Below are 18,252 nucleotides of genomic sequence, written 5' to 3'. Positions count from 1 at the left end.
ACTCTGGCCGCCATGAACGCCCGTGTCCTGGTGGCCGAGGACGACATCAAACAGGCCGAGGTGATCCGCCGCTATCTGGAGCGGGAGGGGCACACCGCGCTGCTCGTCCACGACGGGCGCACGGCGCTCGACGAAGTCCGCCGCCACCGGCCCGACCTGCTGGTCCTCGACGTGATGATGCCGGTCGTCGACGGTCTGGACGTGTGCCGGATCCTCCGGCGTGAGAGCGATCTGCCGGTGCTGATGCTGACCGCCCGCAGCACCGAGGAGGATCTGCTGCTCGGCCTGGACCTCGGCGCCGACGACTACCTGACCAAGCCCTACAGTCCGCGTGAACTGATGGCCCGTGTCCGCACGTTGCTCCGGCGGACCCGGACGGCCGCCGCCCCGAACGACCCGGTGCTGCGGGTCGGCGCCCTCGCGGTGGACCCCGTCCGCCGTACCGTCGAGATCGAGGGCCGCCAAGTGGCCTGCACCCCCGGCGAGTTCGACGTCCTCGCGACGATGGCCGCCGAACCGGAACGGGTCTTCACCCGGCGCCAGCTCCTGGCCGGCACGCGCGGGGACGACCGTTACATCACCGAACGCACCATCGATGTCCACGTGTTGAACCTCCGCAAGAAGATCGAGGCCGTACCCCGCCGGCCGGTCTATCTGCAGACGGTGTTCGGAGTCGGCTACCGCCTCAGCGACGGCAGCCGTGGACGCTGAGCGGAGCAGGGCCGGGGGCAGAGTGCCGTTGCGGCGCAGCCTGCTGGTCCGGTTGCTGGCCGCGTCGATCACCATCGCCGTGTGCTCGGTCGCGGCCACCGCCTGGCTCGCCGCGCGCACCACCACCAGCGCCATCCAGCAGGAGCAGGGACAGGTCCTCGCCGACGACGCCCAGATCTACGACACGCTCATCGGCTACGCCGCCACCCACACCGGCTGGACCGCGGTCAGGCCCGTCCTGAAACGGCTGACCGAACGGACCGGCCGCCGTATCACCCTGACCACCCAGGACCGTCTGCCCATCGCCGCGTCCGGCACCATGACCACCCTCCCCACCAAGGCCTCGGCGCTGATCGACCCCCTGCGGGCCGACCCCGCGCTGCTGCCCGGGGTCAAGGCCGACGGCATCGACCCGCGGGCGGTCGGCCCGTACCGGCTGCCGAGAACCGAGCGTGCGGAACTGCTCAGTCGGGTGGGGAAATTGCAGTCCTGTCTGCGCGGCGCCGGGTACCCCGCCGGAGTCACCGAGGAGCCGAGCGGGAGGCCCGCCCTCGTCCTCGGCGGCGACATCGGGATCCAGCGGAAGGTCGGCGAGGTGTGCCAGCTCTACCGACTCGACGATCCCACCAGCACCGAGAAACGGGCGCTCGACCAGCTCAACGCCCTGGTGGCCGGCTGCCTGAAACGCCAGAACCTGGGCCCCGTGCTGGTCGATCTCAGCTTCAGTCCGCTCGGAAACGCCGGCGACGCCGTCCAGTCGTGCATCGACACCGCCCGTCGCGAGCAGCTCGCCCCGTACGTCACTCCGGCCGCGCTGCTGTTCGTCGCCACCCCCGCCGGATCGGCGGCCGCACCCGGTTTCGACCTCTCCTCGGCCAACACGGCCCGGGTCGCCGGTGTCGCCGCGCTCGTCCTCGTCCTCACCGTGGCCGTCACCGTCACCGTCGGCACCCGCCTGGTACGGCCCCTGCGCGCGCTCACCGACGCCGCCCGCCGCCCGGCCCAGCAGCATCTGCGGGTACCGGTGACCACCCACGACGAGATCGGCCGGCTGGCAGCCGCCTTCAACGACCTGGCGGAGCGCCGCGAGCGGGTGGAGGTCCAGCGCAAGGCCATGGTCAGCGATGTCGCCCATGAACTGCGCACCCCGCTCAGCACGATCCGCAGCTGGCTGGAGGCGGCGCAGGACGGACTGGCCGTCTCCGACGACGCGTTCGTCGCCTCCCTGCTGGAGGAGGCCCTGCTGCTCCAGCACATCGTCGACGACCTCCAGCATCTGGCGCAGGCCGACGCGGGCCGCTTCCGGCTGCACCCCGAGCCCCTGCGGCTGCGGGACCTCCTCGACCACGTCGTCGCGGCCCACCGCGGCCGGGCCGAGACCGCCGGCGTCACGCTCACCGCCCGCGTCGAGGACACCCCGGCCCTCTCGGCCGATCCCGTACGCCTGCGCCAGGCCGTCGGCAACCTGCTGTCCAACGCCCTCCGGCACACTCCTCCCGGCGGCAGCGTCACCCTGCGCTGCCGCCGGGCGGGCGACGAGGTCCTGATCGAGGTCGCCGACACCGGCACCGGGATCGCCGCCGACGACCTGCCCCGCGTCTTCGACCGCTTCTGGCGCGCCGACAAGTCCCGCAGTCGCCAGACGGGCGGCAGCGGCCTGGGCCTCGCCATCGTCCGCCAGCTCACCGAGGCGCACGGCGGCACGGTCTCGGTGACCAGCACCCCGGGCACGGAAACGGTCTTCACCCTGCGCCTGCCGCTCGTCTCCGACGCACGGCGGCCGTGACGCGCCTACGCCGCCCGGGCGGGACTCAGACACCCAGGGTCCGGCGGCGCTTGCGTTCCGCCTCCAGTCGTACGGCCGCCCGACGGGCCTCGGTGACGCGGTGCGGCGCCTCCCAGGCGAGCGCGACGCGTTCGGCCAGCGCGTAGTGGTCGGCCGCCGCCCGGTCCTCCCCGAGGAGCCGGTACAGATCGGCCAGCGCATGGGCCAGGGGGCGGGTCGCGTAGGCGGCGCCGGCCGTCCCGGCGAACTGGTCGCGGATCGGGAGGATCTGCTCGATCAGCATGGCCGCCGTCTCCGTGTCGCCGAGCAGGACCGCCACCTCGCAGCGGTAGTCCAGCTCTATCCCGTAGAGGTGGTCCGTGACCGGGCGCGGCAGGAAGGACACCGCCGCCGCCTCCTCGAGCCGTCCCAGTCGGGCCAGGACCAGGGCGTGGGCGACGGCGACCGGGTGCCGATCTCCGCGTGCAGATCGCGGACGACCGGTTCGATGTCGTCCGCCCGCCCCTGCGCGAGACGGATGGTGATCAGGCCCAGGGTGCGGGGGCCCGTGGCGTGGTGGGCCCCGACGCGCCGCAACAGGCCGTCGGCCTCGGCGTAGCGGGCCTCGGCCTCGTCGAAGCGGCCGGTGACCGCGGCCAGCATCGCCGAGGTCGCGGCGGCGATGCCCTGACCCCACACCATGCCGTAGCACAGGGCGAGTTCCAGCCCTTCGGCGTTGTGCCGGCGCAGCCCGGCGGGGTCGTTGCGGGTCGCGGCGTTCATGCCGTCGAGGTGCTCGCACACCCAGCGGTAGGCCGGCCAGGGCCGGTCCGGGGTCGCAGCCGAGCTCCTCGCGCACTACGGCGGCGGCGCGGCGCAGACAGGACAGGGCGTCGCCCTGGCGGCCGCAGGCCCAGTGGGCGAGGGCGAGCAGCCGCCAGCCCTCCTCCCGCAACGGGCTGTCCCGCACCAGGACTCCGGCCGCCAGCACCGCTTCGGAGGCGTGTCCGGTGCGCAGGTCGGCCGCGACGGCCAACTCGCGTGCTTGAGCGTGCAGTTCGGTCAGCCGGGCCACCTCGGACACGGCCCACGGCTCGTCCCGGTGCCCCAGGAACGCCGGACCCCGCCACCACTGCAGTGCCTCGGCCAGCAACTCCCGGGCCCGGTCCGGCGGAGTGCTCCGGGCCCGGGAGACCAGGTCCTCGAACCGCCAGGCGTCCACCGCCTCGGCGGGCAGCCGCAGGGCGTAACCCGGCGGCGAGGTGACCAGGACGGCCGGGCGGGTGCGCGGGCGCCGCTCCGGTTCCAGCAGGCGGCGCAGGTTCGACACGTAGGCGTGCAGGGAGACGGTGGCCTTGGCCGGGGGCGCCCCGCGCCACAGCTCGTCGACCATGCGGTCGACGGGCACCACCTCCTGGCGGGCCGCGACCAGCAGCGCGAGAACGGCCCGCTGCCGGGGAGCTCCCAGGGCGACGGACCTCCCCCGGAGCTCGGCGCCCAGGGGGCCGAGGACTCGAATACGCGGCACGCCGCGCGAATCTACCCGAGCGGCGCGGACAGGCCGTTCAACAGGCGCTAAACGCGCTGGTCAGTGGTGTCCCAAGGGTCTTCCCAAGGGTGGTGGCAAGCAGATGCCAAGCAGATGCCAAGACGGTCGGGCGACCGTGGGCGGGATCTGACGGCACTCGATGTTGGAGCAAGCAGGCGTGTCACGCAGTACGGCATTTCCCTCCCCTTCCGGCCAACGGCCTTACACCCACGAGATGGTGGTCGTCCACCGCGTCTTCCGGCGAGAGTCGGCGCTCGCGCCCCGACTGGTACGGGCGGTGCCGGACGGCGACACCACCCGCGCGGCACGGATCGCGGCCCACCTGGACGACTACGTCATGGGGCTGCACCATCACCACTCCCTGGAGGACGAGTTGGTGTGGCCACTGCTGCACGCCCGGGGCGCGGACGGTGACTTGGTCGACCGGATGGAGCAACAGCATCAGCGCATCGACCGGAGCCTCACGGTCGTGGCCGAGTGGCTGCCCGTGTGGCTGCGGGATGCCGACCCCATGGCCCGGGAGGAACTGGCCCTGGCGCTGACCGAGCATCGCACCGCGTTGCTCGAACACCTCGACGACGAGGAGCGGTTGGTGCTGCCGCTGGTCGCCACCCACCTGACCGTCGCCGAGTGGGACGTGCTGGGCCGGCGGGGGCTGGAGGAGCTGCCCAGGAACAAGGTGATGACGGCCGTCGGCGCGATCCTCGAGGACGCGACGCCGGAGGAGCGCGCCTACTTCCTCGGCAAGGCCCCCTTCCTCGGCCGTCTGCTGTGGAAGACCGTCGGCCGACGGCAGTACGCCGCGTCCTGCCGTGCCCTGCGCGGCGCGCTGCCCGAGGAGGCGGGCCGGTGACCGCCCTCGACTCCGTCCCCCTCGACGTCCTGGACGCCTACCGGACCTGCGAGTTCGTCACGCTCGGCCGGGACGGCGCACCGGTGGCCTGGCCCGCCGCGGTCAGCCGTCGGCCCGACGGCACGCTGCTGCTGACCACGTCCCTGGCCTTCGCGCAGAAGGCGCTGAACGTACGCCGGGACGGGCGGGTGGCCCTGCTCTGGTCCGACCCCACCGGCAGCGGCCTCGACCACGCACCGCAGATCCTCGTCCGCGGCCGGGCCGTCTGCCCGGACGAGATCATGACGGGGCCGGAAGGAGCCGAGGACTACTGGCGGATGCTCTTCGAGCGGCAGCCGCACAGCCGGTCCTACCTCGCCCCCGGCGTCCGACGGCTGATGGAGTGGTACTACCTGCGCCTGCTCATCAAGGTCACCCCGGAACAGGCCGTGGTGCGCCCTCCGTCGGCCTCCTTGCCCGCGACCGGGCCGGTCACCGGTTCCCCCGCGTCATCCCCGCTCGGGGCCGCGCAACTCGCCCGCTACCCGGACGCGGTGCTCGCGGCGTGCGACGGGACGGGAGCACCCGTACTCGCCCGGACCCGGCCCGTGGCGACGGACGCGGGTTTCGCGGTGACGGTACCCGCCGACGTCGCCGTGACGGCCGGTCCCGCCTCCCTGTTGGTGCACCGGCATGACGAGCGCCTCAACAGCATGCGGAACGCCCTCGTCCGCGGAGAGCTGCGGCAGACCGACGGTGGCTGGCTGCTGGTGCCCGGCACCGTGGTGGAGCCGATGGGCTCCGGGCGCCCGAGTGACGCGCTGCGGGTGCTGCGCCGGACGCATCGGGCCACCGCGCGCTATCTGGAACGCCGTGGCCTGCCACGGCCCCGCGTGCGGTGGGCGGCGTTCCGGGCGCTGGCCACGGCCGAACCGCGGCGGGCCGACCGCTGATGCTCACCGTGGTCGTCCTGGTCACCGTGGTCGTCCTCGTCGCCACGGCGGCCACCCTGGCCGCAGTACGGGCAGCCGGCCACCGGCCGCAGGCGCACACCCGCGAGGACCGGATCCAGCGGGTGATGCGCTCACCCCACCACTGACCCGGCGAGCCATGGGCGGCGCACTCCGCTCCGGTGGCCCACGGGACGACGGTTACACGGTCAAGACGAATCGGTCATGGATCGGGCGAACGCGTGCGATGAGATGTTCGACATGGGGGACGATCCAAGGAGCGATGAATTGCGCAGGCATGCACAGCTGTGGGGGAACAAGCGCGTGACCGCGGGCCGGCGCAGGACGGCCGTCTCGATCGCGCTGCTGACCGGCGTGGTGCTGGTGGGGACGAGCGCGTGCGGTACCGGAAACCACCCGGCGACCACGTCCAACGGCAAGGCGGCCTCGGCGAACGCGGCCGCGGCCACGGGCAAGTCCGGTGCCCACGCCAAGCCGAGCACGCCGGCCGGGCCGCCGATGCTCCTGGAGTCCATCACCCCGCGCACCGGCACCACCGTCGGTGTGGCGATGCCGGTGTCCGTGGTCTTCAGCAAGCCGGTCGCCGTCTCCGCACGGGCCGGGATCGAGAAGGCCCTCAAGATCACGACCTCGGTGCCGACGATCGGCGCATGGCACTGGTTCAGTGACACGCGGGTCGACTTCCGGCCGAAGACCTACTGGAAGCCGGGCACCTCGGTCAGCGTCGACGCCGAGCTGACCGGCGTCACCGACGGCAACGGCCGCTACGGCACGCACGGTTACCACCACGCCTTCACCATCGGCGACGACAACGAGGCCACCGTGTCGGTGACCGGCCACACCATGCGGGTCACCCACGACGGCACGCTCGTGAAGACCCTGCCCATCGACGCGGGCAGCGCGGCGTTCCCCTCGTGGGACGGCACCATGGCGGTCATCGACAAGGAGGCCGAGGTCCACATGACCTCGTGCAGCGTCGGCATCAGCTGCACCAAGGGCGACCCGAACTACTACGACCTGACCCTCCCGTGGGACGTTCACCTCACCAACTCCGGCACCTACGTCCACTACTCCACCGGCGACCCGTATCCGGGGCACGGCGAGGGCTCGCACGGCTGCGTGCATCTGTCGCTGTCGGACGCCAAGTGGTTCTACGACTTCGTCAAACAGGGCGACCCGATCACCATCACCGGCTCTCCCCGCGGCAAGGCCGCCGGCGACAACGGTTACGCGGACTTCAACCTGTCCTGGTCGCAGTGGCTGCAGAACAGCGGCACCGGCCAGGCGACGACCATCGCCTCCTGAGGCCTCAGCGGGAGCAGCCGCCGCCGCTCCCGCGCACGTGCCCCCCGTCGGGTCCGGTGAGGACCACGGTCACCCCGGTGGCCACCGCCTCCGGGTCGTCGACCAGGCGGGCCTCGGCGACCGTGCAGACCAGCTGCCGCGCCGCGGCACCCGCGCTGTCACCGGGGGCTGTTGAACCGGTAGCCGAACCCCCGGACGGTCTGCACGTAGCGCGGTTGCCGCGGGGGTTCGCCCAGCTTGGTCCGCAGGCGTTTGACGCAGGCGTCCACCAGCCGGACGTCACCGTGGTAGCCGTGTTCCCAGACGGCTTCCAGGAGTTGCTGGCGACTGAACACGCGGCCGGGGGAGGCCGACAGGGACAGCAGCAGCCGTAACTCGGAGGGTGCCAGCGGGACTTCGGTGCCCGCGCAGGTGACGCTGAGCCCGGCCCGGTCGATGCGGAGCTCGCCGTACGTCTCGGTCGTCGGGCCACGACCGCCTGGTGACGGTCCCGTGTCGAGGCGGCGCAGGACGGCGCGGATCCTGGCCTCGAGCACCCGGGCCTGGACGGGTTTGACGACATAGTCGTCCGCCCCGGTCTCGAGTCCGACCACGATGTCCACGTCGTCGCCCATCGCGGTCACCATGATGATCGGCACCTGGCTGTCGGCGCGGATCCGTCGGCACACCTCCAGCCCGGTCATCCCCGGCAGCATCAGATCGAGCACCACGACGTGCGGCCGGAACGCCCGGAGCCGGTCCAGCCCCTCCTCCCCGGTGGCGGCAGCGGCGACGTCGTGCCCCTGGCGGCGCAGGGCCAGTTGGGCCCCTTCGCGGACACCGGGATCGTCTTCGACGAGGAGCACACGAGGCATGCGCTCAGTATCGGCGCCGCCCGTCGACCGAGCGCGACGCTGTTACACGATGATCACACAGGCGGGGCTGTTGCGGTCCGGTCATATTCCCGACCGGTCGCCATCACATGGCTGGTCCAGCCTGAGCGTCCATGACCACACCGACGGGGCCCCGCCCCCGATCAACCCTGTCCTCCAGCGGCCTCTCCGCGCCCAGAGCCCTGGCCCTGGGCGTCCTGGTGACCGCCACGGCCACCCTCGGTACCCCGGCCCTCGCCGCCCAGGAAACCCCGCCGGGCAAGGCGGTCCTGGAGGTTTCCGACACCCGTACCGTCACGCTGGTGACGGGCGACCAGGTCACGGTCACCACGAGGTCCGGGCAGCGGAGCGTCCTCGCCGTGCGCCCGGCCTCGCACACCGCAGGCAACGGTTCGTTCCTCTCCTTCCAGGACGGTTCCGGGGACCGCTATGTGATCCCGGCCGTGGCGCAGCCGTACGTCGGCAGGCAGTTGGACCTCTCGCTGTTCGACGTGACCGCGCTGGCCAAGGGGACGACGGCGGCCGGCCGCGTCCCGGTGACCGTGTCCTACGCCCGGGGCGCGAAGCCGCGCACCCCCACCGGACTGACGCTGACGTCCACGAGTGGCACATCGGCCCGCGGGTACACCACGGCCGCCTCCGGCAGGAAGCTGGCGCGGCTGCTGAAGCGGCGGATCGCCGCCGACGTGAAGGCCGGTCACAAGCCGGGCAGCACCCCCCTGTTCACGGGAGTCACCTCCCTGGGCCGCACCGGCGCGAGCACCGAGGACGCGACGGCCGGCGGCGGCGCCTCGGCCAAGTACAAGCTGAACATCCTCCAGATCACCGCGGAGGACCGGTCCGGCGCCGGGTTCAACGGGCAGGTCCTGGTGACCAACACCGACGACGCCACCAGGATGAGCGTGGTAGTCCCGGTGGACGACGGCATCGAGAAGGTCGCCGTGCCCTCCGGTCACTACAGCCTGGCCGCGCCGGTGGTGGACTTCGACGCCTCCGGCAACGTCACCGCGCAGTCCCTGGTCACGCTGACCGACCTCGACGTGACCGGCGCGACCACCACGGACCTGGACGCCCGTACGGCCACGGCGCAGGTCACTGCCGCCACACCGCGCCCGGCCACGGCCGACTACGCCGCCGCCACCTGGGGCCGTACCGACGTCGCCAACGGCTCGATCGACTGGGCTCCCACCGCCTCGGCGGTCTCCACCGACACCACCCCCGTCTACGTCAATCCCCAGCCGGCCGCCACGACCGGTAAGGTCGCCTACTTCACCCAGTGGTCCGGCCACGGCCCCGCCACCGGCGCCCCCTACCGCTACGACCTCGCCGGGCGGCTCTCCGACGCGGTGGCGGCCGACCAGCGGATCACCGTCACCGGCAAGCAGCTCGCCGCCGTACGGCAACGCTACGTCCGCGACCCCGCGGCCTCCCCGGACGGCATCATCACCAGCGGCGAACTCGGCCCCGGACTCCCGGCCGCCTTCTCGGCGGCCGTGCCGCAGACCATGCCGGCCCGGGTGACCGACTACCTGAGCGGCAACAACGGCGGCGTCTGGGTCCAGCAGTCCTTCCCCGGCACGAGCCTCGCCTTCACCTCGGGCGACCGTCCCTTCACCGCCGGCCGCACCTACACGCAGGACTGGGCCCGCGGGCCGATCGGCCTGGGACTGGGCCAGTACACCCGCGGCCCGTTCGGCGGCTCGGACTGCTCCGCCTGTCTCGCGGACGGCAACCTGCTGGCCTACCTCTCCACGACCGACAGCGAGGCCGACCACGACGGCGGCCCCAGCGTCTACGACGAGCAGCCGGCCGCCTTCGCCGCCCAGCTCTACCGGGACGGCACCCTGCTGGACGACAGGCCCGGCAACACGGCGGTCTACGTCGACGGCCAGACCGCGCCCGACGCCCGCTACCGCCTGGTGGCCGGCCAGGACTTCAGCGGTGACGGCACCCTGAGCCAGTCCACCACCGCCCGCACCGAGCTGACCTTCGGGCTGCCCTCGGCGAACGACCCCCACTCCCTGCTGCCGGCCCCGTTCACCTGCGAAGGGCAGTCGGCGTCCACGCCCTGCCGGGTGCTGCCGCTGCTCACCGCGCGCCTCGACCTGGCCGCGGACGACCTGAACACCAGTCACCGGACCACGCAGAGCATGGGCCTGGACATCTCGCACGTGACCTTCGGCGGGGCCGGTTCGCGGGCGGCGATCACCTCCGCCGCCGTCGAGGTCTCCTTCGACGGCGGCACGACCTGGCAGAAGACCGCACTGCACGGGTCGAAGGGCCACTACCGGGCCCGCTGGACCAACCCCGCCTCCGCGCGCGGCACCAGCCCGGCGCTCCGCGTCACCGCCGCCGACGCCGACGGCAACGGTCTCACCGAGACCATCACGCACGCCTACTCCGTCGCGGCCACCACCTCATGACGACCACCGCCCCCGACCGGGAGAACCAGGAGAACGTGCCCCGGATGACAGCCCACCCCAGACGCGTCACCCGCCTGATACGGGCCGCCCGCCCCACCGTGACCGCCCTGCTCGTCGCCCTCGCGCTCCCCGCCGCCGGCACCGCCCACGCGGCCGGCACCGCGACCGCGCGGCCGAACGTCGAGCATGCCTGCGCCACCGCCCCCGCCGGACAGGCCCGGTGCCTCGCCCTGGTCCGCACCGACGTCCACGGCGGCCTGGGCGTCCGCGGACCGGCCGCGGCCGCCAGGCTCCGCGCCGGCGCGACCACCGCGGACACCCGACTGCCCGACGGCTACGGCCCGGCCGACCTGCGCGCCGCCTACCGGCTGCCCGCGACCGGCGGCGAGGACCAGACCATCGCCCTGGTCGACGCCTACGACGACCCGACCGCGGAGGCCGATCTCGCCGTCTACCGCGCGACCTATGGACTGCCCCCGTGCACCACGGACAACGGCTGCTTCCGCAAGGTCAACCAGCGCGGTGACACCGGACCCCTGCCGGCGTCCGGCGCGGTCAGCGGCTGGGCCACCGAGACGGCGCTCGACCTGGAGATGGCCTCCGCCGCCTGCCCCCGGTGCCGCATCCTGTTGGTCGAGGCCGACCAACCCACCATCGGGGACCTGGCCGCAGCGGTGGACACCTCCGTCGCCCTGGGCGCCACCGAGGTGTCCAACAGCTACGGCGGCACCGAGAGCCACGGCACGACCGGCTTCGCGAAGGACTACCGCCACCCCGGCGTGGCGGTGGTCGCCTCCTCCGGCGACTCCGGCTACACCGTCCCGAGCTTCCCGGCGGCGTACTCCGGCGTGGTCGCGGTGGGCGGCACCTCGCTCAACCGCGCCGACAACGACCGGGGTTGGCAGGAGACCGCCTGGTCCGGGTCGGGCAGCGGCTGCTCGGCCTGGGTGGACAAACCGGCCTGGCAGCAGGACACCGACTGCCCCGGCCGCACGATCGCGGACGTCTCCGCCGTCGCCGACCCCGACACCGGACTCGCGGTCTACGTCACCTCCGTGCCGCGCGGCAGCGGCGGCTGGACGATCGTCGGCGGCACCAGCGCCTCCGCACCGTACGTGGCCGGGGTGATCGCGCTCGCGGGCCACCCCGGCGCCTACGCGGACGCCTCCCGCCTCTACTCCGCCCCGGCGGCGAGCCTCAACGACGTCACCGACGGCTCGAACGGCAACTGCGAGGGCGACTACCTCTGCACGGCGGTACCGGGCTACGACGCCCCCACCGGCAACGGAACCCCGAACGGACTCGCGGCCTTCTGACCGACCCGTCCGCGGCGGTGTCCGCGTCCGACCTGCCGACCCCGGCCGGCGGACGCGAACACCGCCTTCTCTTTCGAAGAACTGCCGGCAACCACGGGACAACCACCACGGGCCCGCGAGTGTCCAACACGCGTGACGCATCATCAGGTCTCGCCATGGGGAGACGGGCGAGCCCTCCGATCCCGAAGGGGAAAGCCATGCGCATCCGCCCGGCCCTCGCCGCCGTGTCCCTCGCCACCGCCCTGTCCGCGTCGGTGGTTCCCGCAGCCGCCCACGCGGCGGACCGGGCCGCCCCCAGTGACACCACGTTCTCGGACGTCGTCGTCAACGGCGGCAAGGACATCGTGCTCGGCCTGACCACCAAGAGGACCGTCACCATCACCTGGAGAGCCACGGACCCGGACGGCGTCGCGAAGACCTGGGCCTACCTGTGGCACGGTCCCAACACCGACGACGCCGACGGCCACCTGCCCCTGTATCCGCCGCCGGGCACCTGCACGGTCTCGGCCACCGACCCCACCACCTCCGACTGCACCGTGAGCTTCGGGGTGGACGCGAAGCGGGACTTCCACCACAACGGCCTCGCCGGCACCTGGAAGGTGCTCGCCGAGGCACAGGACACCACCGACGACTGGACGGACGCCGACGTCGCCGGCACGGCGCAGTTCAAGCGGTACGCCACGCTGACGGTCAACGCCTCGCCCGAGCCGGTGAAGAAGGGCAGGACCATCACCGTCACCGGCAGGCTGACCCGCGCCGACTGGGAGAGCGGGAAGTACACCGGCTACCAGGGGCGGCCGGTGCTGCTGCAGTTCCGCAAGAAGGGCAGCGACACCTACACCACCCTCAAGACCGTCACCAGCGGCAGCGGCGGCTCGCTGAAAACCACCACCAGGGCCACGAGGGACGGCTACTTCCGCTTCGTCTTCGCCGGCACGGCCACGACCGGACCGGCGAAGACGGCGGGGGATTTCGTCGACGTCAGGTGACGTACCGGCGGCCGCTCACAGCGTCCACTGCTGAGCGGTGGCACCGGTGCCGGTCAGCTGGACGACGCCGGCACCCGCGGTGGTGGAGGAGGAGTCCACCCCGATGTTCAGCCCGCTGCCCACGTCGACCAGCATGAACTTGGTGCCGGTGAGGCTGCCGACCAGATCGGCGGCGAACTGCTGGTTGGCGCCGCCGTTACAGGTCCACTGCTGCAACTGGACGTTCTCCGCGGTGGACTTGTTCGGTACGTCCAGACACAGGCCGCTCTTGACGCTGACCAGTGTGTAGACGTTGTCCGCCACCCGGTTCAGCGTCCACCTCTGGTTGTCGCCGCCGTTGGACTGCCACTGGATGACCTTGGCACCGTTCGCCGTCGACCCGCCCGAGACGTCCATCAGCATCGAGCTGCCGGAGTTGCTGAGCGTGTGCACCGCGTTGGTCGGCACACCGGAGTCGGGCGTCCAGGTGCCGGCGGCGGTGTCGAGGGACCAGGCCGGGTACTGGCCGAGGTTGACCACGGTGCCCCGGATCGTCAACGGCAGCCAGATCAGCGGGGAGTTGCCGAGATCACCGGTGGTCCACCGGTCACCTGCGTAGAGGTAGGTGGTGCCGGAACTCCCCTGCACGGTGATGATGTTGGCCGTCTGGCTGTTGTACGTGTGGGTGCCCGGTGCCGCGAAGTTCCGCATCGGCGCCCACGGTCCGCTCAGCGAGGTGGCGGTGGTGTAGACGTTGTCGTTGGCGCTCCAGCCGGTCAGGTGGGAGGCGAGCAGGTAGTAGACGCCGTTGCTCTTCACCATCGCGGGCGCCTCGTAGCTCGCCGAGCCGCTGCCGCCCAGCAGGGCCACGGCGCCGTCCACCGAGAGGTAGTCGGCGGAGAGCTTGTAGATGTGCAGGCCGTTGTTGCGGTCCTCGCTCAGCAGGTAGGCGGTGCCGTCGGTGTCCTGGAAGAGGTTCATGTCCCGGCTGAGGTTGCCCATCGGACGGAAGCTGCCCCGGTAGCTGTAGGGACCGCAGGGGGTGCTGCTGGTGGCCACGCCGACCCGCGCGTCGCCGTAGTTGGTGCTGTCGATGTGCATGTCCATCACGTACGTGCTGGTCGAGGCGTTGTAGATGACCTTCGGCCGCTCCACGATCCGGCTCGGGCCCAGGTCGCCGCTCGCCTGCTTGGCCAGGGCCACCCCCTGGTACGTCCAGGTGGCCAGGTCGGTGGAGGTGTAGCAGGGGATGTCCTGGAAGGACGTGTCCGACGAGGTCTCGCCGGTCTTGTCCTCGCCGAAGCCGTACCAGGTACCGCCGACCTTGACGATGCCCAGCCCGTGCAGCTGGAGGGTGTTGCCGTTCTGGTCGGTCCTGGTTGCGCCCAGGGTGAAGGAGACGGTGGCGGCACTGGCGGGCGTGGCGGGCAGCAGCACTGCCGCGAGGCCCGCGAGCAGGGTGAGGAACGCGGCGCAGGCCGTCCGCCACCGCTCGCGCGGGGGTCTGTGATGGGGTGCTCGATCGGGCATGGTTCCGCCTCTCCTTCGAGGTCCCGACGTCATGCCGTCGGTCGTTCAGTGGGCCATGAGAGCCGCCAGTCCGCCGGGACGTCAAGAAGCGTGCGATCGACTTTGTTTGTTCATGAAGGAATGGGTGGGCGGGTATGCCGTATTGGCCTTTTTCTCGTGCGGAACTGTTGACCTACCCGCCCAGAGTGCTGTTCGTTTGTGTTCGGCTCCGCTCAGCGGAGAGGTGCACCGCCATGGAGGCCGCGGACGCCTCGGTCACCGCGACCGCCCCCGACGGCGGCACCACCATCACGATGTCCCTCTCGGCGGCGACGGGACGGCCACGGTGTACGCCGACGGCACCCCGGCACGTACGTCTACCAGACCCCCGTCGTCACGAGCACCCGCTCGGTCACCTCGTCGACCACGCTCACGGTCCCCATGGCCCCGGCCGGCGGCCAGGCGGTGACACCACGACCGAACCGACGAGGTACTGGACACGACCACGACCACATCGGCCGGTCGCCGGGATGGTTCGGTCAGGTCGGGCAAATGATCAACAAAGGTTTGTTGGGGAAGGCTTGTCCGGTGTGCGGGCGGGGGCGGGGAGCGCGCTGCTTAGCATGGCCGACGGACGTTCCGGCAGGTGGGGGAGTGGATGAGTACGACTCGGCGGCTGGTGCTGGCGGCCTTGGCCGGGGGAGCGTTGACCGCCTGCGGGGCGCCGCAGAAGCCCACCGGACCGGCAGTGGCGGCCACCCCCTCCCCCTCCTCTCCTGTTCCCTCCACCGCGGTCTCCTCCGCCGCCCCCTCGCCCACGGTGACGGTCAGACCGGCTCGCCTTCCCGCCGTCACCCGGGCCGAGATCGTCGCGCGTTACGGTCACGCCGTGCCCCGCACCTGGGGCTTCGACGCACCGGGCGTACTGCGTCGGCTCCCCGCCGGCCAGAAGGCGCTCGCGCTGACCTTCGACGCCTGCGGCGGCCGGGGTGGCAGCGGCTACGACCGTGCCCTGATCGACTTTCTGCGCAGGCGCGAGATACCGGCGACGCTGTTCCTCAACTCCCGCTGGATAGACGCCAACCCGGCCGTCTTCCGCCGCCTCGCCGCCGAGCCGCTCTTCGAGATCGCCAACCACGGCACCCGCCACCTCCCCCTCTCCGTGACCGGCCGCTCCGCCTACGGCATCCCCGGCACCCGCAGTGCCGCCGAGGTCTACGACGAGGTCGCCGGCAACCGGGCGAAGCTCACCCGACTGCTGGGCGGCCCACCGCGTTTCTTCCGCTCCGGCACCGCGTACTGCGACGACATCGCGGCCGGCATCGTCACCGCGCTGGGCGAACGGTTCGCCGGCTTCTCCGTCAACGGCGACGCGGGCGCCACCTTCAGCCCCGAACAGGTCAGCACGACCGTCGGCGCGGCCCCGGCCGGCTCCGTGGTCATCTGCCACATGAACCACCCGGAGGGCGGCACGGCCCGCGGCATCGCATCCGCCGTCCCCCGGCTGCTGGCATCGGGCCACACCTTCGTACGCCTGTCGGAGGCGTGGCACTGAGCAGCGGTGCGTGCCGTTCCCATGACCTTCGTCACTCGTGGGGGCGGGATTCCCTGTATGACATAGCGGAACAGGCCATGTCTTACGCCTAAAACTCTCGTTACGGAACGCGGAAGGCTCTTCTGCCCTCCTTCTGTGCGTAGGAACTGTGCACGGGCAGGAAGTCAGGGACTGAGTGACATGGGTTTGACCAGTCAAACGACCGTATACGCGATGGTGGCGCTGTCCGCCCTCTGTGTGGCGCTGCTGGTCTGGCTGTGGCCACGGTTCGCGAAGCCGGGACTGTGGCATGTGCTGGGCCGGCTGGGCGCCATCGGGGTGACGCAGGTGACCATCGTCGCGGCGTTCGCGTGCGCGGTGAACTCGTCGTACCAGTTCTTCGGCTCCTGGGGCGAGCTGTTCGGCCACGTCGACACCGCTCCCGTCGGTGTGACGCAGGCGGCCGACCAGAACGGTGACGGTGCGGTGAACGGCATAAGCAGTGTCCACGGCTCGCTCGTGCAGCCCGCCGGGAACGACCAGCTCAGCCGGGTCAGCGGACTGCCCAACGGCCCGGCCGCGTCCGTCGGGCGGGTGGAGTCGGTCAAGATCATCGGCAAGCGCACCGGCGTGGTCGACCCGGCCTTCGTCTATCTGCCGCCGCAGTACTTCCAGAAGGCGTACCACCGCCAGCGCTTCCCGGTGATCGTCGCGCTCAGCGGCTACCCGGGCTCCATCTTCAACCTCGCGCAGCACCTGCGGGTCCCGCAGACCGCCGCGGACCTGCAGAGCAAGGGCCAGATGCAGCCGACGATCGTGGTGATGATCCGGCCCACCATCGCCCCGCCCCGCGACACCGAGTGCGTGAACGTCCCCGGCGGACCGCAGACCGAGACGTTCCTGGCGAAGGACCTCCCCGAGGCCATCAAGTCCGTCTACCGGGCCGGTCACTACGCCAGCGCCTGGGGCGTCATGGGCTACTCCTCGGGTGCCAGCTGCGCCCTCCAGCTCGTGATGCGCGATCCGCACGTCTACACCACGGCCGCGGCCCTGTCGCCCGACTACCGGGTCAAGGACGACCCCACCACCGGCAACCTCTTCGGCAGCGGCCTGGGCCGCCAGGCCCGGGTCGACGGCCACGACCTGATGTGGCGGCTGAAGCATCTGCCGGCGCCCCAGGTCTCGGTCCTGGTCGCCACCAGCAAGCATGGTGAGAAGGGCTACGCGCAGACCCAGGACTTCATCAAGGCCGTCAAGGCGCCCATGCGGGTGGCCTCGATCCTCCCGAACAGCGGCAGCCACAACTTCCCCACCTGGGTACGGGAGATGCCCGCCACCCTGACCTGGATGAACGACCAGCTGACCTTCCCGCAGGACGTCACCCCCCAGCCCAAGAAGAAGACGACCACGGCCCAGGGCGGCACCCCCAAGCCCCGCCCCGACCGCAGCCCGCTCCGCGCGGAGGGCACGGAACCCAGGCCCACGGCGGCGACGCGCAAGTAGCGGATCCGACGACAAAGGGGGGCCGGAGCGAGAGCTCCGGCCCCCCTTTTTTCTTGCCGCGGGGCGGTGGGCCCTGTCAGCGGTGGGTCAGTACGGCTTTGAGTTGCCGTAGGGGCTCCGCGCCCGCGATGCGCAGGACGACCGTGTTCGCGCCGGCCGTCGCCAGGTCGTGGATGCGGGACACGGCCTGGGGAGCCGGGCCCGAGACCGTGAAGACCTCCTCCTGCGGGCGGCCGAGCCAGGCGGCGTGGCCCTCGACGTGGGGACGCAGGGCGCGGGCCACCTCGTCGGGGTCGTCACCGACGGCCGCGAAGGCGAGGACCGTGAGGGTGTGGCCGGATGGCGCGCCGCCCTTCGAGACGAGCGCGCGGGCGTTCGTCAGGTCGGCGGGACCGTGGCCCTCGGTGATCACCGTGCCGTCCGCGACCCGGCCGGAGAGTTCGAGGGAGCGGGGGCGTACGACGCCGGCGACGACCGGCGGGACCTCGGCCGGCGGATGGACGAGTTGGATCTCGTTCAAGTGGACTTCCCGGCCCGCCAGATTCAGGCGCTCGCCGCGCAGCAGGGTCCGTACCGACGTGATCGTCTCCTCCAGCAGGGCCAGCGGGGAGCGAGGGGCGACGCCCGCCTGGGCCATCCACTCCGGGACGCCGTGACCGATACCCGCCACCAGCCGGCCGGGGAACACCCGGGCCAGGGTGGCCAGTTCCATGGCCAGCAGAGCCGGGCTGCGCAGGGGCGCGGGGGTGATGCCGATGCCCACCCGGACGCGTTCCGTCGCCGCCAGCGCCACGGCCGCCGCCGACACCCCGCCGTTCCAGCCGAGGTCCTCCACCACCCACAGGTCGTCCACACCGAGTTCCTCGGCCCGCCGGGCGAAGCCGGGCAGGTCCTCCGGGGCCCAGTCGCGGTCGTACATCACGCCGATGCGTACGTTCGTCATGACGTTGGAACCTAGGCGCTGATGACATGTCGATCAACGGCGTGTCCGGCC

General features: G+C 72.0%; 16 protein-coding genes and 1 pseudogene. 11 read left to right on the top strand and 6 right to left on the bottom strand.

What is annotated here, in order from left to right; all coding sequences use genetic code 11:
- Positions 1 to 12: 12 nt before the first annotated feature.
- Both ABZ453_RS13315 and ABZ453_RS13310 read left to right on the top strand, forming a co-directional pair.
- Entirely contained in the window at positions 13 to 711 is a 699-nt protein-coding gene (locus ABZ453_RS13315) for a response regulator transcription factor (protein ID WP_359014596.1), read from the top strand.
- Positions 701 to 2,497 (top strand): HAMP domain-containing sensor histidine kinase, encoded by a 1,797-nt coding sequence (locus tag ABZ453_RS13310; protein ID WP_359014594.1) that lies wholly within the window; start codon positions 701 to 703, stop codon positions 2,495 to 2,497. Before ABZ453_RS13315 ends, ABZ453_RS13310 begins: the two co-directional genes overlap by 11 nt.
- A 25-nt stretch (positions 2,498 to 2,522) precedes the next feature.
- Here the strand turns inward: ABZ453_RS13310 and ABZ453_RS13305 are convergent, their stop codons facing one another.
- The 3 genes and pseudogenes from ABZ453_RS13305 to ABZ453_RS13295 form a co-directional block, all read right to left on the bottom strand.
- Positions 2,523 to 2,882 carry a hypothetical protein gene (locus ABZ453_RS13305; RefSeq protein WP_359014782.1) on the bottom strand — a complete coding sequence of 120 codons (360 nt, stop codon included), beginning with the start codon at positions 2,880 to 2,882 and terminating at the stop codon, positions 2,523 to 2,525.
- Entirely contained in the window at positions 2,837 to 3,259 is a 423-nt protein-coding gene (locus tag ABZ453_RS13300) for a hypothetical protein (protein WP_359014780.1), read from the bottom strand. The genes ABZ453_RS13305 and ABZ453_RS13300 overlap by 46 nt, the downstream gene beginning before the upstream one ends.
- 40 nt (positions 3,260 to 3,299) lie before the next feature.
- Positions 3,300 to 4,004 (bottom strand): annotated as a pseudogene (locus ABZ453_RS13295) (BTAD domain-containing putative transcriptional regulator); the annotation flags it as partial.
- 235 nt (positions 4,005 to 4,239) lie between these two features.
- Between ABZ453_RS13295 and ABZ453_RS13290 the strand changes: the two are divergent.
- The 4 genes from ABZ453_RS13290 to ABZ453_RS13275 all read left to right on the top strand — a co-directional run bounded on the left by ABZ453_RS13290 (position 4,240) and on the right by ABZ453_RS13275 (position 7,133).
- Positions 4,240 to 4,878, top strand: coding sequence for a hemerythrin domain-containing protein (locus ABZ453_RS13290; RefSeq protein WP_359014592.1), 639 nt, complete (start codon positions 4,240 to 4,242; stop codon positions 4,876 to 4,878).
- Positions 4,875 to 5,810 carry a pyridoxamine 5'-phosphate oxidase family protein gene (locus tag ABZ453_RS13285; RefSeq protein ID WP_359014590.1) on the top strand — a complete coding sequence of 312 codons (936 nt, stop codon included), beginning with the start codon at positions 4,875 to 4,877 and terminating at the stop codon, positions 5,808 to 5,810. The genes ABZ453_RS13290 and ABZ453_RS13285 overlap by 4 nt, the downstream gene beginning before the upstream one ends.
- Positions 5,810 to 5,956 (top strand): hypothetical protein, encoded by a 147-nt coding sequence (locus ABZ453_RS13280; protein WP_359014588.1) that lies wholly within the window; start codon positions 5,810 to 5,812, stop codon positions 5,954 to 5,956. The genes ABZ453_RS13285 and ABZ453_RS13280 overlap by 1 nt, the downstream gene beginning before the upstream one ends.
- A 139-nt stretch (positions 5,957 to 6,095) precedes the next feature.
- A complete protein-coding gene (locus ABZ453_RS13275; protein WP_359014586.1) occupies positions 6,096 to 7,133 on the top strand; it encodes a L,D-transpeptidase in 1,038 nt (345 codons plus the stop codon).
- A 158-nt stretch (positions 7,134 to 7,291) separates the two neighbouring features.
- On the opposite strand, the gene ABZ453_RS13270 is transcribed toward ABZ453_RS13275, so the two are convergent.
- Positions 7,292 to 7,987, bottom strand: a complete 696-nt coding sequence (locus tag ABZ453_RS13270; RefSeq protein ID WP_359014584.1) for a response regulator transcription factor — start codon at positions 7,985 to 7,987, stop codon at positions 7,292 to 7,294.
- A gap of 131 nt (positions 7,988 to 8,118) precedes the next feature.
- Between ABZ453_RS13270 and ABZ453_RS13265 the strand changes: the two genes are divergently transcribed.
- The 3 genes from ABZ453_RS13265 to ABZ453_RS13255 all read left to right on the top strand — a co-directional run bounded on the left by ABZ453_RS13265 (position 8,119) and on the right by ABZ453_RS13255 (position 12,733).
- A complete protein-coding gene (locus ABZ453_RS13265) occupies positions 8,119 to 10,428 on the top strand; it encodes a hypothetical protein (RefSeq protein WP_359014583.1) in 2,310 nt (769 codons plus the stop codon).
- Entirely contained in the window at positions 10,425 to 11,744 is a 1,320-nt protein-coding gene (locus ABZ453_RS13260) for a S53 family peptidase (RefSeq protein ID WP_359014581.1), read from the top strand. The genes ABZ453_RS13265 and ABZ453_RS13260 overlap by 4 nt, the downstream gene beginning before the upstream one ends.
- A gap of 197 nt (positions 11,745 to 11,941) precedes the next feature.
- Positions 11,942 to 12,733 (top strand): hypothetical protein, encoded by a 792-nt coding sequence (locus tag ABZ453_RS13255; protein ID WP_359014579.1) that lies wholly within the window; start codon positions 11,942 to 11,944, stop codon positions 12,731 to 12,733.
- A 15-nt stretch (positions 12,734 to 12,748) separates the two neighbouring features.
- Here the strand turns inward: ABZ453_RS13255 and ABZ453_RS13250 are convergent, their stop codons facing one another.
- Entirely contained in the window at positions 12,749 to 14,242 is a 1,494-nt protein-coding gene (locus ABZ453_RS13250) for an RICIN domain-containing protein (protein ID WP_359014577.1), read from the bottom strand.
- Positions 14,243 to 14,879: 637 nt separating this feature from the next.
- Between ABZ453_RS13250 and ABZ453_RS13245 the strand changes: the two genes are divergently transcribed.
- On the top strand, positions 14,880 to 15,776 hold the full coding sequence (locus tag ABZ453_RS13245) for a polysaccharide deacetylase family protein (protein ID WP_359014575.1): 897 nt from the start codon (positions 14,880 to 14,882) through the stop codon (positions 15,774 to 15,776).
- Positions 15,777 to 15,956: 180 nt separating this feature from the next.
- Complete coding sequence (locus ABZ453_RS13240) at positions 15,957 to 17,258, top strand: alpha/beta hydrolase-fold protein (protein ID WP_359014573.1); 1,302 nt, start codon at positions 15,957 to 15,959, stop codon at positions 17,256 to 17,258.
- Between the two features lie 76 nt (positions 17,259 to 17,334).
- Here ABZ453_RS13240 and ABZ453_RS13235 read toward each other — a convergent pair whose 3' ends face one another.
- The gene (locus ABZ453_RS13235) at positions 17,335 to 18,201 is read right to left on the bottom strand and encodes an LLM class flavin-dependent oxidoreductase (protein WP_359014571.1); all 867 of its coding nucleotides are present in this window, start codon (positions 18,199 to 18,201) and stop codon (positions 17,335 to 17,337) included.
- Positions 18,202 to 18,252 lie beyond the last annotated feature (51 nt).

The sequence above is a fragment of the Streptomyces sp. NPDC005799 genome (genome assembly GCF_040630525.1).
Taxonomy (GTDB): Bacteria; Actinomycetota; Actinomycetes; order Streptomycetales; family Streptomycetaceae; genus Streptomyces; species Streptomyces griseorubiginosus_B.
The sequence above is the reverse complement of the archived record's forward strand: the minus strand, read 5'-3'. Positions and strand labels throughout refer to the sequence as shown.